Raw genomic sequence first — 13,902 nt, 5'->3', positions numbered from 1 at the left:
GGCCCCGCGAGGACCAGGAGAATCGTCATGACCGTCCCGCAGCGTGTCGCCATCGTGACCGGCGGTTCCCAGGGCATCGGCCGGCAGGTCGCGCAGCGGCTGGCGGCGGACGGCTTCGCGGTGGTGGTCAACTTCGCCACCGGCAAGTCCGCGGCGGAGCAGGTCGTGGCGGCGATCGTCGCCGCCGGCGGGGACGCCGTCGCGGTGCCGGCCGACGTCGCCGACGAGGTGGCGGTGGCGGAGCTGTTCGACGTGGCCGAGCGGACGTACGGGGGGATCGACGTCGTCGTGCACTCGGCCGGGGTGGCGTCGCACGCCCCGGTGACCGAGCTGGATCTGGCGGAGCTGGACCGCGTGCACCGCGTCAACGTGCGCGGCACCTTCGTGGTCGACCAGCAGGCGGCCCGCCGGATCCGGCCCGGCGGCGCGCTGGTCAACATCTCCAGCACAACGCCCCGGTTGTCCATGCCCGGCTACGCCGCGTACGCCTCCAGCAAGGCGGCGGTGGACGCGATCACGTTGATCCTGGCCCGGGAGCTTCGCGGGCGTGACGTCACGGTGAACGCGGTCGCGCCGGGCGCCACCGGCACGGACCTGTTCCTGGCGGGCAAGGACGAGCAGACGATCGCGGCGATGGCGGCGATGTCGCCGATGGGGCGGCTCGGCGACCCGTCCGACACCGCCGAGGTGGTGGCGTTCCTGGCCGGCCCGGCCCGCTGGATCAACGGCCAGGTGGTGTACGTCAACGGGGGCGCGGCCTGACCGACGGGGCGCGGCGCGAACCGCCCCGGGCCGCGTACCCCGTTCCTTCCGACCGGACGGTAGCATTGTGGGGCTGTGCAGGGGATAGGAGGCCACCAATGGCGCGTGCCACGTCCAACCGGCCGGAGTCGACCCGTCGCCGGCAGCGGTGGCCCGACGGCTACGACCCGGAGAACACCCGCAAGTCGCTGATCGCCAGCGCGCTGGAGCTGTTCGAGAAGCGCGGCTTCGACCGCACGTCGGTGCAGGAGATCGCCGACCGGGCCAAGCTCACCAAGGGTGCCTTCTACCACCACTTCGAGAGCAAGGACGACCTGCTGCGCCACATCCAGGAGGAGTACCTGGAGGCACAGCTCGCCGCGATCGCGAAGATCGAGGCCGGCAGCGACGACCCGAAGGTGCGGGTGGCCGAGCTGATCCGGTTCAGCCTGACCAGCGTCGCCGAATACCGGGCGCACGTGACGATCTTCTACCAGGAACGGCGCAACCTCACCGCCGACCTGTTCGCCGAGGTGACCCGCAAGCGGGGCCTGGTGGAGTCGGCCTTCGCCGGGATGATCGCCGACGGCGTCGCCCGGGGGGCGTTCCGCTCCGACGTCGATCCGCGCATCGCCACGTTCGGGCTGGTCGGCATGTGCGCCTGGGCGTACCAGTGGCTCAACGTCGGCGGCCCGCTCAGCGTCGACGAGGTGGCGCGCCAGTTCAGCGCGATGGTGCTGGAGGGCCTCTACGCCTGACCGCCGGCCGGGGAGCCGCCGGCCGTCTCAGCCGCCGAGGAGCTGGCGGGCCATCACGATGCGCTGGACCTGGTTGGTCCCCTCGTAGATCTGGGTGATCTTGGCGTCGCGCATCATCCGCTCCAGCGGGAAGTCCCGGGTGTAGCCGTAGCCGCCGAGCAGCTGCACCGCGTCGGTGGTGACCCGCATGGCCACGTCGGAGGCGAAGCACTTCGCCGCCGCGCCGAAGTAGGTCAGGTCCGCCTCGCCGCGTTCGGACCGGCCGGCGGCGGCGTACGTCAACTGACGGGCCGCCTCCAGGTTCATGCCCATGTCGGCGAGCATGAACTGGACGCCCTGGAAGTCGGCGACCGCCCTGCCGAACTGCCGGCGCTGGCGCACGTAGGCCAGCGCGTGGTCGAGCGCGCCCTGCGCGATGCCGAGGGCCTGGGCGGCGATGGTGACCCGGGTGTGGTCCAGCGTCCGCATCGCGGTGGCGAAGCCGGTGCCCGGCGCGCCGATGATCCGGTCGGCCGGGATTCGGCAGTCGTCGAAGTAGACCTCGCGGGTCGGCGAGCCCTTGATGCCGAGCTTCCGCTCGGGCGCGCCGAAGCTGATCCCGGGGTCGGTGCGCTCCACCACGAACGCGGAGATGCCCCGGGAGCGCGCGGTCGGGTCGGTGACGGCGAACACCGTGTAGAACTCGCTCAGCCCGGCGTTGGTGATCCACCGCTTGACCCCGTTGAGCACCCAGGTGTCGCCGTCGCGCTCCGCGCGGGTGCGCATGCTCGCCGCGTCGCTGCCGGCCTCCGGCTCGGACAGGCAGTAGGAGAACATGGCCTCGCCCCGGGCCACCGGCGGGAGGTAGCGCTGCTTGAGCTGCTCGTCGGCGGCCAGCAGCAGCGGCATGGTGCCCAGCTTGTTGCCGGCCGGGACGAGGGAGGAGCAGGCGCAGGCGCGGGCGACCTCCTCGATGACGATCGCGGTGGCGAGGGCGTCGGCCCCGGCGCCGCCGTACGCGGCGGGTACGTGCGGGGCGTGGAAGTCGGCGGCGCGCAGCGCGTCGTAGGAGGACTGCGGGAACTGGCCGGTCTCGTCGGCCTCGGCCGCGTGGGGCGCGACCTTGGCGTCGCACACCGCGCGGACGGCCGCCCGCACCTCCGCGTGCTCCTCGGGCAACTGGTACGCCTCGAACACCACGAACCCCCTCGTCGGACAGCCTGTCGCGACAGGATACCATCCGGTCGGTATGAACTCTGCCCCTTGAGTTGCCTGGCCGGGCGTGGTAGATACCTTCCAGTCGGTATGTAGGGGGTCGGGTGACACGCGCCGTACGGGCGGGGATGGACTTCATCTCCGCGCTCGACCGGGGAAGCCTCGGCGGCCTCGCCCGCCTCTGCGCCACCGGCGCGACCTGGTGGGTCGACACCGGCCCGGACCGCCGCGGCGGCGACCCGCAACTGTCCCCCCACGGAAGCGGCCGGTTCCCGCTGCACGGCGTCATGCGGATGGACGACAAGCTCGCGCTGATGCGCCGGCTCGGCCCCACCGCGTTCCCGACCGGTTGCCGGCAGATCCCGCGCCGCGTCGTCGCCGGTGACGACACGTGCGTCATCGAGGTCGAGGGGCACGGCGTGCACGCCAGCGGCGTCGAGTACGCCAACCGGTACGGGTTCGTCTTCGACGTCGACGCCACCGGTGCCATCGTCGCGGTCCGCGAGTACCTCGACACCGTCCACGCCCAGCAGGTGGTGGGCGGCGGTGCGCCCGTACCCCGAAGCAGCCTCGACCACCCGACGGCCGGCGACGCGCCCGACCCCGGCGACCCACCGCCGGCCGTGGCGGCGGTCCTGGCGATGTGGCCGGCGCTGGCCCGGGGCGACCTCGACACGTTCGGCGGCCACCGGTCGCCCGCCGTCACGGTGACCCCGCGCCGCTGGATCGCCGACGACACCCTGGTCGCCGTCGAGGCGGTAGGCGACGCCGTCCTCGCCGACGGGGCCCGTTACCAGAACCGCTACCTGTGGATCGTCGACGTCCGGGCCGACGGCATCGGCGAGGTCCGGGAGTACTGCGACACCCTGCACATCGCCGACCTGATGGGCTTCGACGCGGAGGTCGGCCGCCGCACGGGAGAGGAACCCGGATGAGCGCCAGAGTGATCACCGACATCGACGAGGTGCTGACGACCACCCGCGCGGTGCGCCGCCGGATGGACTTCGACCGGCCGGTCGCCCGCGCCGTCGTCGAGGAGTGCCTCCGACTCGCGCAGCAGGCGCCGATGGGCTCCAACCTTGAGGACTGGCGCATCGTCGCCGTCGACGACCCCACCCTCAAACGGAAGCTGTCCGGGCTCTACACCGAGGTCTGGCACCAGACGGTGGAACGCCCCCTGGCCAGCGGCGAGGCGGCGACCACCACCCGCCTGTCGCCGACCGTCCGCGCCGACCCGCAGGCCCAGGCCCGGCAGGCCCGGGTCCTGCGCGCGGTGAAGTACCTGGTCGACCACCTCGACCGGGTGCCGGTCCTGGTCGTCCTGTGCAGCACCAAGCCGCTGCCGCAGCGGCCGGTCGGCGGCACCGCGTCGGGATACTACGGCTCGATCTTCCCGTTCGCCTGGTCCTTCCAGCTCGCGCTGCGCTCCCGGGGCCTCGGCTCGGTGCTGGCCACCGCCCTGGCCCACAAGGCCAGCGGCGTCCAGGCGGTGCTCGGCCTGCCGGCCGAGTGGCGGCCGATCACCCTGCTCCCCGTCGCCTACACCCGGGGCGTCGACTTCCGCCCCGCCGCCCGCGCCGACCTGGCGGACGTGGCGTTCTGGAACGGACCCGTCGAGCCGGCGGGATCGGCGCCGGCATGAGGGCCGCCCATGTCGTCGAGCCCTGCGCCGACCGCCCCGTCGAGGCCCTCCGCGTCGGCGACCTCGCCGACCCGCAGCCGCCCCCCGGCTGGGTGGGCGTCGACGTCCGGGCCGGCGCGCTCAACATGCACGACATCTGGACGCTGCGCGGCGTCGCCGGCCGCCCCCACGGCGGGCCCCACGTCATCGGCAGCGACGCCGCCGGGGTGGCCGACGGCCGGGACGTCGTCGTCTACCCGGTGCTGCCCACCGCGCCCGACGGCCGCACCGTCACCCACGCGACGCTGCTGCCCGACGCCGGCCACGGCCTCCTCGCCGAGCGCGCCGTCGTGCCGGCGGGCCACCTCGTGCCCAAGCCCGCCGCCCTGAGCTGGGCCGAGGCCGCGTGCCTGCCCACGGCCTGGCTGACCGCGTACCGGATGCTGTTCACCAAGGCCACGGTCGGGCCCGGGCGGGTCGTGCTCGTGCAGGGCGCGGGCGGGGGCGTCGCGACCGCCGCCGTCGGCCTCGCCGTGGCGGCCGGCGCCACCGTCGTCGTCACCTCCCGCTCCCCGGCCAAGCGCGAGCGGGCGCTCGCCCTCGGCGCCGCCGTCGCCCTGGACGTCGGCGAACGCGTGCCGGAGCTCGCCGACGTCGTCGTCGAGACCGTCGGCCCCGCCACCTTCGCGCACTCGGTGCGCTCGACCAGGGCCGGCGGCGTCATCGTCGTGTGCGGCGGCACGAGCGGCTTCACCGCCCAGCTGGACCTGCCGCGCCTGTTCGCCCGGGAGATCACCGTCCACGGGTCCACCATGGGCTCCCTCGACGAGTTCCGGGCCCTCGTCGACTACGTCGACACCCACGGCATCCGGCCCGCCGTCGACAGCGTCGTCGACCTCGCCGACGTCCGCACCCAGGCCGCCCGGATGCTCGCCGGCACCGCGTTCGGCAAGCTCTGCGTGAGCCTGGCATGACCGTCGTCGTCACCCGGCGCGGGCCCGCCCTCTGGGCCCGCATCGACCGCCCGGGCGCGGGCAACGCGTGCGACAGCACGGTGCTCGCCGGCCTCGAACGGTGGCTCGCCGGTGCGGACGATCCCGGCGTACGGGCACTCGTGCTCACCGGGACCGGCCGGAGCTTCTGCGCCGGCGCGGACCTCGCGGAGGCCACCGGCCTGCTCGGCGACCAGCCCGCACTGCGGGCCTTCCTCGACCGGGGCCGCCGCCTCGTGCGCGCGATCGGGTCGGCCCCGGTGCCCACCGTCGCCGCGGTCAACGGGGCGGCCTTCGGCGGCGGGCTCGAACTGCTGCTGGCCTGCGACGTCGCCGTCGCCGCCGGCAGCGCCCGCCTCGGCGACCGGCACCTCGCCGTCGGCCAGGTCCCCGGCTGGGGCTCCAGCGTCCTGCTGCCGCTCGCCGTCGGCCCGGCGCTGGCCCGCCGGCTGCTCGTCACCGGCGAGACATGGACGGCCGACGAGGCCGCCCGCCGGGGCCTGGTCAGCGAGGCCGTCGCCGACGCCGACCTCGTGCCGCACGTCGACGCGCTGGTGGCCACCATCGCGGCCCGCGACGAGACGGCGGTCCGCCGGATGCTGGGCCTCGCCCGGCCCGCCGTCGCCGACGCGGCCTGGGCGAGGGAGTGGGAGACCCTCGTCGCGCACGTCGCGGACCAGGCGGCGGGCCCCGCCGGCCCGCCAGGGCCCCCGGCCTAGTCCACGGCCCTGTCCCGCCACAGCCCTGTCCCGCCGCACCCCTCGACCGACACGCTGGAACGGAGCGACCCATGCGCACCGCGAAGAAGACGATCGTGAACACCCCGGGCGACCTGCTCGACCTCGTCGGCCAGGACCTGGGCGCGAGCGAGCCCCGGGTGGTGACCCAGGAGCAGATCGACCGGTTCGCCGACGTCACCGGCGACCACCAGTGGATCCACGTCGACGTCGAACGGGCGCGCTCGGGGCCGTTCGGCACGACGGTCGTGCACGGGTTCCTGACCCTGGCGCTCGTCCCGCTCCTGCTCGCGGACATCCTCGAGGTGCGGGAGCACTCGATGGGGGTCAACTACGGCCTGGACCGGGTCCGCTTCGTGCGGCCGCTGCCGCCGGGCGTCGAGATCCAGGGCACGGCGACCCTCGTCTCGGCCCGGCCGATCCCGGCGGCGCAGGACGGCTCGCCCGGCGGCGTGCAGGCCAAGGCGTCGGTGGTCGTGGAGTTCGCCGACCAGTCGCAGCCCTGCTGCGTGGCGGAGATCCTGTTCCGCTACCACGGCTGAGTCCGCTGCTGCGGGCGACCGCCGCGCCGGCGCGACCCGACGGGTCGCGCCGGCGCCTGCCCGCCGGTCGTCTGCGCCGGCGCGCTCACTCCGGCGCGGCGTCCGACGGGGCGACGAACCGGCCCCGGTAGAACGACAGCGCGGGCACGCCCGTCGGCTTCAGGTGCACGTGGTCGACGTCCAGCAGGACGATCACGTGGTCGCCGCTGGTGATCACCTCGTCGCGGCGGCCGGCGAGGATCGCCGGCGTGCCGGGCAGCAGCGGGACGGCGTCGGGGCCGGGCACCCAGGACACCCCGTCGAGCCGCTGCGCGCCGGACAGGCCGGAGGTGGCGAACCGCCGGGCCACGTCCTCCTGGTTCTGGCTGAGGATGTGGATCGCGATGCGGTCGGCCGCCATCAGGACCGGGAAGCTCGACGAGTGGCTGGTGACGCAGAACAGCACCTTCGGCGGCTGCAGCGAGACCGAGGTGAACGAGTTCACGGTCAGCGCGGCGACCTCGCCGGCGCCGGTCACGGCGGTCACGGCGGTCACGCCGGTGGGGAAGTGCCCGCACACCTGGCGGAACTCGGCGGAGTCGAACAGGGGCTCGGCCATCATCGGGTCACCGCCGGGTCGCAGGAGTCGGGCACGGGGCGCAGCCCGCCTTCGAGCTGGATGAGGCACAGCGTGTGTCCGCCGGGGTCCTTGATCAGGTGCAGGCGTCCGTGCGGGCTGTCGACCGGCCCGACGGTCGGGGTGCCGCCCAGGGCGGCGACCCGGGCCAGCGCGTCGTCGAGGTCGGCGACGGCGAAGTAGGTGATCCACTTCGACGGGATGAGGTTGGGCCACTCGTTGTCCAGTTCGAGGACGCCGGCCACCGGGACGTCGTCGAGCATCAGCAGCGTGTAGGGCCGGGCCGTCGGCGCGTCGCCGCGCTGGCGGCTGGTGTAGCCGAACAGGGCCCGGTAGTAGGCCACCGCCCGCGCGGGCTCGCCGGTGTCCAGCTCGTTCCAGCACAGCGCGCCGACCGAGTTGAGGGCCTGGACGCCGGCGCGCGACTCGCCCTGGTAGAGGCCGAAGGCCGCGCCGAAGGGGTCGACGACCGCCGCGCCGGTGCCGGCCGCGGGCAGGTAGCGCGGGGGCGTGACCAGCTCCCCGCCGAGCGCGACCGCCTGCCGCGCCGACGCCGCGACGTCGTCGACGGCGAAGTAGGTGAGCCAGCCCCGGGGGCGGCCGCCGTGCAGGGCGGCGGCGTCGGAGATGCCGGCGACGTCGCGCCCGGCGACGCCGCACATGCGGTAGGTGGTGGCGCCCAGCCGCTCCGCGCGGACCGTCCAGCCGAGCAGGGCGCCGTAGAAGGCCTCGGCCCGCTCGGGATGCGGGGTGCACAGCTCCACCCAGACGGCCTCGCCGGGCCGGAACGGCCGGCTCACCCGGACACCGCCCGCGCGGCGAGGCCGGCCACGATCGTGCGCGCCGACACGTCGTACGCGTGGTCGGGGGCGCCGGTGGCCAGGCTCGACTCGACGACCTCGACCACCGCCCGCAGGGTGCCCCGCGGCAGCGCGAGCAGCGAGTCGACGAGGTCGTCGACCTCGCGGTCGAGGTGGGCGTCGGGGACGACCCGGGCGACCAGGCCCCACGCGTGCAGCTGGGCGGCGGTGGCGGTCGCCGCGCCGGTCAGCAGGTGGTAGGCGTGCGCCCGGGGCAGGGCCCGGGCGATCGTGTGGCCGACCCCGGCGGGCGCGAAGCCGAAGCGGGCCTCCGGCAGCGACAGTCGGGCGTCGGCGGCGGCGACCGGCAGGTGCACGGCGTCGAGCAGGCCCGCGCCGAACCCGATGACGTGGCCCCGGACGGCGGCGACGACGGGCACCGGGAGCCGCCGGATCTCCTCCAGCGCCGCGTCGCTGCCGCGCAGCCGGGCGGAGACCGCCTCGCGGGTCGCGCCGGCCAGCCCGGCGAAGGACGAGGTGTCCCAGCCGCCGCAGAAGTGCCGCCCGGCCATGTCGAGGCGGATCACCACGCAGGTCTCGTCGGCGGCGGCGGACGTCATGGTGTCGACGAGTTCCCGTAGCGCGGCGTCATCGACGCAGTTGCCGCGCGCGGCGTTGTCGTAGCGGACGTGCGCCACGCGTCCGTCGTGCCCATGGGTGAGGGTGATGGTCACCGCCGCATCATACATACCGGTCGGTATGAATACAACGCCCCTGGCGGGCGGCCCTTTGACACACGAACGTCACGGACGAGATACCCGCTCGACCCGTTGACTTGATACCGGCTGGTCGGTACTTTGTGGCGAACGTCACCGCCGGCCCAGGCCGAGACATGACGGGTCCATCGCCTCTGAAGGACGCCCATGATGATCACGAAATTCCTGCGCTCCCGGCGGCCCCTCGCCGTGGCCGCCGCCCTTGCCGTCGCGAGCGCCAGCCTCACCGCGTGCGGCGGGTCCGACTCCGATGACGCCCGGTCGTCCGGCTCGGCCACCATCCGGGCGCTGCTCGCCGCCCAGCCGGCGACCCTCGACCCGATCGTCGGCGCGCGCTCCGCCCAGATCGTCTGGGCGACGATGCTGGAGCCCTTGATCAACACCGACAAGGACCTCGCCCCGACCGACACGGGCCTGGTCACGAGCTGGACGCGCACCGACGCGACGACCTGGACCTTCAAGGTCCGGCCCGACATCGCCTTCAGCAACGGCGAGAAGGCCGACGCCGCGGCCGTGGCGAACACCATCACGCTCACCCGCGACGCCGCCGCCTCCCAGCTCAAGTCCTACTTCACCAACGTCACCGCGATCGAGGCGCCCGACGCCACCACCGTCGTGGTGAAGACGAAGACCCCGCAGTACAACATCCCCGACCTGCTCACCACGGTCTACCTGGTGCCGCCGAAGTACTACCAGGAGAAGGGGTCGGAGGGCTTCGCCGCCGCACCCGTCGGCACCGGCCCGTACGTGTGGGCGGGCGCGAACGCCGGCCGCGACATCTCGGTCAAGAAGAACCCCGACTACTGGGGCACGAAGGCCACCAACGACGGCGTCACCTTCACCTGGGCCAACGAGGCCGCGCAGCGCCTCGCGCTGATCCAGAGCAAGAGCGTCGACATCTCCTTCGACCTGCCGCCCGCGCAGGCGAGCGCGGCCAAGAGCGCCGGCGTCGACGTGGTCAGCACCGAGACCGCCATGAAGATCATCGCGTTCCTCGACTCGACGAAGGCGCCCTTCGACGACCCGAAGCTGCGCGAGGCCGCCGCCCTGGCCATCGACCGAGACGCGATCGTCAAGGGCATCTTCGACGGCCAGGCCGTCGCCGACGCCGGGCTGCTCAACGTCAAGCCGGGCCAGCAGCCGTCGCGCAGCGTGACCGCCGACGCCGCCCGGGCGAAGGAACTCGTCGGCTCCGCCGCCCCGACTGTGCAGATCAGCTACCCGGCGGCCCAGTACACCAACATCGAGGAGGTCGCCCAGGCCGTCGGCGGCAGCCTCGAACAGGCCGGCTTCAAGGTGACGTACGTGCCGCTCGACTACGGCACGCTCGTCAAGCGGATCATCGGCCGCCAGGTGCCCGGCATCTCCATCTTCGCCGGGGTGCCGAACGTCGCCGTGCCGGACTACTTCGTCAGCGGCTTCCTGAAGACGAAGTCGATCACCGGCAACTGCCCGGACCCGAAGATCGACGAACTCGCCCAGCAGGCGCTGGAACAGGACGGCGCCGAGCAGGCCGCCCCGATCTACGACCAGCTCAACACCATCGGCGTCGTGGACAAGCACTGCTACGTGCCGCTGTACCGGCAGGTGTTCAACTACGCGACCGCCCCCGGCGTCTCCGGCGTGGTGTTCGGCCCCCTGAACACCGTGGACTTCACGAAGACGACCCGCTGACGATGACCGAGGCAGTGCGCAAGGGGGTGTCGGGCGAGGCCGCCCGGCACCCCCGCACCCCGGAGACGGACACCCCCGTGCTGGTGGTCGACGACCTCGTCGTCGAGCACCGCGACCGCGGCACCGGCCAGGTCTTCCGCGCCGTGGACCACGTGTCGCTGCGCATCGACGCCGGCGAGAGCGTCGCCGTCGTCGGCGAGTCCGGCTCCGGCAAGACGACGCTCGCGATGGCCGCCACCGCGCTGGGCCCGCGCGGCGGGGGCGACATCCGGCTGCTCGGCCACTCCCTGTCGAAGATCAGTCGTACGCGGCTGCGCCGGCTGCGGCCCGAGGTGCAGGTCGTCTTCCAGGACCCGCACGGCTCCCTCGACCCCCGGCAGTCCGTGCGGTCCGGGCTGCGGGAACTGCGCGCCCTGCAACCCGAGCGCACCTCCTGGATCGGCGACGCCGAGCTGCTCGGCAGCGTCCGGCTCGCCCCCGAGCTGCTCGACCGCTACCCGCACCAGCTCTCCGGGGGCCAGGCCCAGCGGGTCTGCATCGCCCGCGCGCTGCTCATGCGCCCGCGACTCATCGTCGCCGACGAGCCGACCTCCGGCCTCGACGTCTCCGTCCAGGCCGACGTGCTGGCCCTGCTCCGGCAGATCCGCGCCACCACCGGCGCGGCGCTGCTGATGATCAGCCACGACCTCGCCGTCGTCCGCTCGCTCTGCGACGTCGTGCACGTCATGTACCGCGGCCGGGTCGTCGAGTCGGGACCCTGCGAGCAGGTCTTCGTCACCCCCGAGAACGACTACACCCGCGAGCTGCTCGCGGCCATGCCCGGAGCGCGCTGGAGGTCCCGCCGATGAAGGCCAGCACCGTCCGCCGGGTCGGCAGCCGGCTCGCGTCCCTGTTCGCGTCGCTGCTGATCGCCCTCAGCCTCGCGTTCCTGCTGGGCCGCCTCTCCGGCGACCCCACCGCCACCATCCTCGGGCCGCTGGCACCGCCGGAGCAGCGCGAGGCGCTGCGCCACGAGCTGGGCCTCGACCTGCCGCTGGTCGTGCAGTACTTCGACTACCTGCGGGGCGTCCTCACCGGCGACCTCGGCCAGTCGCTGCAGTTCTACCAGTCCAACACGTCGATGATCGCCGACCGGCTGCCGTACACGCTGCAACTGGTCGCCGCCGGCATGGGCCTCGCCGTGTGCGTCGGCGTGCCCCTCGGCGTGCTCGCCGCGACCCGCGAGGGCACCTGGTGGGACCGGGCCGCCTCCACCGTCGCCCTGCTCGGGCAGTCCGTGCCCGTCTTCTGGTTCGGCATGATGCTCGTGGTGCTGTTCGCCGTGAAGCTCGGCTGGCTGCCCGCCGGGCAGTCGGGCACCCCGAAGCACCTGATCCTGCCCGCCCTCACCATGTCGGTCTACCCGATGGCGCACATCGCCCGGCTCACCCGCGCCTCGATGAGCGAGGCCCTCGCCGAGCCCTACATCGACTCCGCCCGCGCCCGGGGGCTCGGCAACCGCCGGGTCGTGTGGCGGCACGCGTTCGCCAACGCCATGATGCCGATCCTGACGATCGTCGTGCTGCAGACCGGCATCCTGCTCTCGGGCGCCGTCGCCGTCGAGTACGTCTACTCCTGGCCGGGCCTCGGGCAGCTCGCGCTCCAGGCCATCCAGTTCCGCGACTTCCCGCTCGTGCAGGCGATCGTCGTCTTCGGCGCGCTGGTCTTCGTCCTGCTCAACCTGGTCGTCGACGTCCTGCACTCGATCGTCGACCCGAGGGTGAGGTGACCGGCGTGAGCCAACTCGAACTCGACCCGACCGCCGCGGGGGCGCCGCCCCGGCGGCCCGGCCGGCGCGCGCGTACCTCCGTGTTCTGGCTGTCCCTGCCGCTGGCCGTCGTCTCCGTCGGGGTGTTCGTGCTGCCGCTGACCGGGCTGCTCCCGGCGGCCGGCCAGGACTTGGCGGCGACCCGGCAGCCGCCGGCCTTCCTGCCCGGCGGCACCTGGGCGCACCCCCTCGGCACCGACAAGCTCGGCCAGGACGTGCTCACCCAGTTCGTCACGGCCGGCCGCCTGACGATCGTCATCGGCCTGGTCGGCGCGCTCGTCGCCATCGGCCCCGGCACGCTGCTCGGCGTGCTCGCCGGCTACTTCCGGGGCTGGGTCGACCGGGTCATCTCGGTGCTCATCGACGCCCAGCTCGCCCTGCCGTTCATCCTCGTCGCCCTCGCGATCATTGCGAACCGGGGCAGCTCGCTGCCGGTGCTGTTCCTCGTGCTGGCGCTCACCGGCTGGGCCGTCTGCGCCCGCGTCACCCGCTCGGCGACCATGGCGATCCGGGAGCGGCAGTTCGTGTTCGGCCTGCGCGCGGCCGGCGCGTCGGAACCCCGGATCGTCTTCCGGCACATCCTGCCCAACCTGGCCGGCACGACCGTCGCGCTCGGCACCCTCCAGGTCGGCACGGCCATCCTGGTCGAGAGCGCGCTGAGCTTCCTCGGCCTGGGCGTGGTGCCGCCGATGAACAGCTGGGGCTCGATGCTGGCGTCCGGCCAGGACGAGCTGAGCCAGGCGTGGTGGATCGCCTTCTTCCCCGGGCTCGCCATCACGCTGCTGGTGCTGCTGGTGAACCTGCTCGGCGACGCGCTGCTCACCCACCACGACCCCCGGAAGGCGCGCCGATGAGCGTACTGCTGAAGGCCGACGGCCTCGCCGTCACCGCCCGGCTCTCCGGCGGCGACCTGCGCCTGCTCGACGACGTCGACCTGGAGATCCGCCGGGGCCAGATCGTCGGCGTCGTCGGGGAGTCCGGCAGCGGCAAGACCACCCTCGCCCGCTGCGTCGTCGGGCTGCTCGACCGCAACGTCCGCGTCGAGCGCGGCTCCGTCACGCTGGCCGGCGACGTGGTGGTGGCCCCCGGCGTCGACCGCACCGACCGGGTGCGCGGCAGCGCCGTCGGCATGGTCTTCCAGGACGCGTCGCGGTCGCTGAACCCGCTGATGCGGGTCCGCACCCAGCTCGCCGAGGTGCTGCGCCGGCACGTCCGCGACATCACCCGGGCCGAGGTGCGCCGCCGCTCGCTGGAGGTGCTGGAGCAGATGCGCATCGCCGACCCGGCCCGCGTCCTCGACAGCTACCCCCACCAGCTCTCCGGCGGCCTGCGCCAGCGGGTCGCCATCGCGCTCGCCGTCGTCACCCGCCCCGCCCTGGTGATCGCCGACGAGTGCACCACGGCCCTGGACGTCACGACGCAGACCAAGGTCGTCGGCCTGTTCCGCACCCTCGTCGACGAGCTCGGCATCGGCCTGCTGTTCGTCACCCACGACCTCATGCTGGCCAGCGACCTCTGCGACCGGATCACGGTGATGAGCGGCGGGCGGGTCGTCGAGGCCGGTGACGCCGCGAGCGTGCTGGACCGGCCGCAGCAGGACTACACCCGACGGCTCCTCGCCGCCATCCCCTCGTGGACCTGAAG

The 13,902-nt window shown here is 73.8% G+C and carries 16 protein-coding genes; 12 read left to right on the top strand and 4 right to left on the bottom strand.

Annotated elements, in window-relative coordinates; translation table 11 throughout:
- Window positions 1–27: 27 nt before the first annotated feature.
- Entirely contained in the window at window positions 28–762 is a 735-nt protein-coding gene (locus ACVMYR_RS20680) for an SDR family oxidoreductase (protein WP_457122459.1), read from the top strand.
- A gap of 98 nt (window positions 763–860) precedes the next feature.
- Window positions 861–1,499 (top strand): TetR/AcrR family transcriptional regulator, encoded by a 639-nt coding sequence (locus tag ACVMYR_RS20675; protein ID WP_043963079.1) that lies wholly within the window; start codon window positions 861–863, stop codon window positions 1,497–1,499.
- Window positions 1,500–1,526: 27 nt separating this feature from the next.
- Here ACVMYR_RS20675 and ACVMYR_RS20670 read toward each other — a convergent pair whose 3' ends face one another.
- A complete protein-coding gene (locus ACVMYR_RS20670) occupies window positions 1,527–2,675 on the bottom strand; it encodes an acyl-CoA dehydrogenase family protein (protein ID WP_396790290.1) in 1,149 nt (382 codons plus the stop codon).
- 122 nt (window positions 2,676–2,797) lie between these two features.
- Here ACVMYR_RS20670 and ACVMYR_RS20665 point away from each other — a divergent pair, with 122 nt between their 5' ends.
- The 5 genes from ACVMYR_RS20665 to ACVMYR_RS20645 all read left to right on the top strand — a co-directional run bounded on the left by ACVMYR_RS20665 (window position 2,798) and on the right by ACVMYR_RS20645 (window position 6,585).
- Window positions 2,798–3,628, top strand: a complete 831-nt coding sequence (locus tag ACVMYR_RS20665) for a nuclear transport factor 2 family protein (RefSeq protein ID WP_457122458.1) — start codon at window positions 2,798–2,800, stop codon at window positions 3,626–3,628.
- A complete protein-coding gene (locus ACVMYR_RS20660; protein WP_077937416.1) occupies window positions 3,625–4,335 on the top strand; it encodes a nitroreductase family protein in 711 nt (236 codons plus the stop codon). The genes ACVMYR_RS20665 and ACVMYR_RS20660 overlap by 4 nt, the downstream gene beginning before the upstream one ends.
- Window positions 4,332–5,288 carry a zinc-binding dehydrogenase gene (locus tag ACVMYR_RS20655; protein ID WP_091285180.1) on the top strand — a complete coding sequence of 319 codons (957 nt, stop codon included), beginning with the start codon at window positions 4,332–4,334 and terminating at the stop codon, window positions 5,286–5,288. Before ACVMYR_RS20660 ends, ACVMYR_RS20655 begins: the two co-directional genes overlap by 4 nt.
- Window positions 5,285–6,025 carry an enoyl-CoA hydratase/isomerase family protein gene (locus ACVMYR_RS20650; protein WP_457122457.1) on the top strand — a complete coding sequence of 247 codons (741 nt, stop codon included), beginning with the start codon at window positions 5,285–5,287 and terminating at the stop codon, window positions 6,023–6,025. Before ACVMYR_RS20655 ends, ACVMYR_RS20650 begins: the two co-directional genes overlap by 4 nt.
- A 71-nt stretch (window positions 6,026–6,096) precedes the next feature.
- Complete coding sequence (locus ACVMYR_RS20645) at window positions 6,097–6,585, top strand: MaoC family dehydratase (RefSeq protein ID WP_043963084.1); 489 nt, start codon at window positions 6,097–6,099, stop codon at window positions 6,583–6,585.
- 85 nt (window positions 6,586–6,670) lie between these two features.
- On the opposite strand, the gene ACVMYR_RS20640 is transcribed toward ACVMYR_RS20645, so the two are convergent.
- The 3 genes from ACVMYR_RS20640 to ACVMYR_RS20630 are packed head-to-tail and all read right to left on the bottom strand — an operon-like array spanning window position 6,671 to window position 8,735.
- A complete protein-coding gene (locus ACVMYR_RS20640; protein WP_457122456.1) occupies window positions 6,671–7,186 on the bottom strand; it encodes a flavin reductase family protein in 516 nt (171 codons plus the stop codon).
- The gene (locus ACVMYR_RS20635; RefSeq protein ID WP_457122455.1) at window positions 7,183–8,001 is read right to left on the bottom strand and encodes a VOC family protein; all 819 of its coding nucleotides are present in this window, start codon (window positions 7,999–8,001) and stop codon (window positions 7,183–7,185) included. Before ACVMYR_RS20635 ends, ACVMYR_RS20640 begins: the two co-directional genes overlap by 4 nt.
- Window positions 7,998–8,735 (bottom strand): enoyl-CoA hydratase/isomerase family protein, encoded by a 738-nt coding sequence (locus ACVMYR_RS20630; RefSeq protein ID WP_158229408.1) that lies wholly within the window; start codon window positions 8,733–8,735, stop codon window positions 7,998–8,000. The genes ACVMYR_RS20635 and ACVMYR_RS20630 overlap by 4 nt, the downstream gene beginning before the upstream one ends.
- Window positions 8,736–8,924: 189 nt before the next feature.
- On the opposite strand from ACVMYR_RS20630, the gene ACVMYR_RS20625 reads away from it, so the two are divergent.
- Genes ACVMYR_RS20625 through ACVMYR_RS20605 form a run of 5 tightly spaced genes read left to right on the top strand, consistent with a single transcriptional unit; the run spans window position 8,925 to window position 13,900 of the window.
- Window positions 8,925–10,451, top strand: coding sequence for an ABC transporter substrate-binding protein (locus tag ACVMYR_RS20625; protein WP_077937422.1), 1,527 nt, complete (start codon window positions 8,925–8,927; stop codon window positions 10,449–10,451).
- 2 nt (window positions 10,452–10,453) lie between these two features.
- Window positions 10,454–11,299, top strand: a complete 846-nt coding sequence (locus tag ACVMYR_RS20620; RefSeq protein WP_077937423.1) for an ABC transporter ATP-binding protein — start codon at window positions 10,454–10,456, stop codon at window positions 11,297–11,299.
- Window positions 11,296–12,219 (top strand): ABC transporter permease, encoded by a 924-nt coding sequence (locus ACVMYR_RS20615; protein ID WP_077937424.1) that lies wholly within the window; start codon window positions 11,296–11,298, stop codon window positions 12,217–12,219. Before ACVMYR_RS20620 ends, ACVMYR_RS20615 begins: the two co-directional genes overlap by 4 nt.
- A 5-nt stretch (window positions 12,220–12,224) precedes the next feature.
- Window positions 12,225–13,112: an ABC transporter permease gene (locus tag ACVMYR_RS20610; protein WP_457122454.1), complete on the top strand. Its 888-nt coding sequence runs from the start codon at window positions 12,225–12,227 to the stop codon at window positions 13,110–13,112.
- Window positions 13,109–13,900 carry an ABC transporter ATP-binding protein gene (locus tag ACVMYR_RS20605; protein WP_457122453.1) on the top strand — a complete coding sequence of 264 codons (792 nt, stop codon included), beginning with the start codon at window positions 13,109–13,111 and terminating at the stop codon, window positions 13,898–13,900. Before ACVMYR_RS20610 ends, ACVMYR_RS20605 begins: the two co-directional genes overlap by 4 nt.
- The last annotated feature ends 2 nt before the right edge of the window (window positions 13,901–13,902 follow it).

This window comes from Micromonospora sp. PTRAS2, from assembly GCF_054052245.1.
The sequence above is the reverse complement of the archived record's forward strand: the minus strand, read 5'-3'. Positions and strand labels throughout refer to the sequence as shown.

What these genes read in the sequence shown, in the direction of transcription:
- ACVMYR_RS20680 (WP_457122459.1), top strand. Translation starts at nt 28, where the DNA reads ATGACCGTCCCGCAGCGTGTCGCCATCGTGACCGGCGGTTCCCAGGGC.
- ACVMYR_RS20675 (WP_043963079.1), top strand. Translation starts at nt 861, where the DNA reads ATGGCGCGTGCCACGTCCAACCGGCCGGAGTCGACCCGTCGCCGGCAG.
- ACVMYR_RS20660 (WP_077937416.1), top strand. Translation starts at nt 3,625, where the DNA reads ATGAGCGCCAGAGTGATCACCGACATCGACGAGGTGCTGACGACCACC.
- ACVMYR_RS20655 (WP_091285180.1), top strand. Translation starts at nt 4,332, where the DNA reads ATGAGGGCCGCCCATGTCGTCGAGCCCTGCGCCGACCGCCCCGTCGAG.
- ACVMYR_RS20650 (WP_457122457.1), top strand. Translation starts at nt 5,285, where the DNA reads ATGACCGTCGTCGTCACCCGGCGCGGGCCCGCCCTCTGGGCCCGCATC.
- ACVMYR_RS20645 (WP_043963084.1), top strand. Translation starts at nt 6,097, where the DNA reads ATGCGCACCGCGAAGAAGACGATCGTGAACACCCCGGGCGACCTGCTC.
- ACVMYR_RS20640 (WP_457122456.1), bottom strand. Translation starts at nt 7,186, where the DNA reads ATGATGGCCGAGCCCCTGTTCGACTCCGCCGAGTTCCGCCAGGTGTGC.
- ACVMYR_RS20625 (WP_077937422.1), top strand. Translation starts at nt 8,925, where the DNA reads ATGATGATCACGAAATTCCTGCGCTCCCGGCGGCCCCTCGCCGTGGCC.
- ACVMYR_RS20620 (WP_077937423.1), top strand. Translation starts at nt 10,454, where the DNA reads ATGACCGAGGCAGTGCGCAAGGGGGTGTCGGGCGAGGCCGCCCGGCAC.
- ACVMYR_RS20615 (WP_077937424.1), top strand. Translation starts at nt 11,296, where the DNA reads ATGAAGGCCAGCACCGTCCGCCGGGTCGGCAGCCGGCTCGCGTCCCTG.
- ACVMYR_RS20605 (WP_457122453.1), top strand. Translation starts at nt 13,109, where the DNA reads ATGAGCGTACTGCTGAAGGCCGACGGCCTCGCCGTCACCGCCCGGCTC.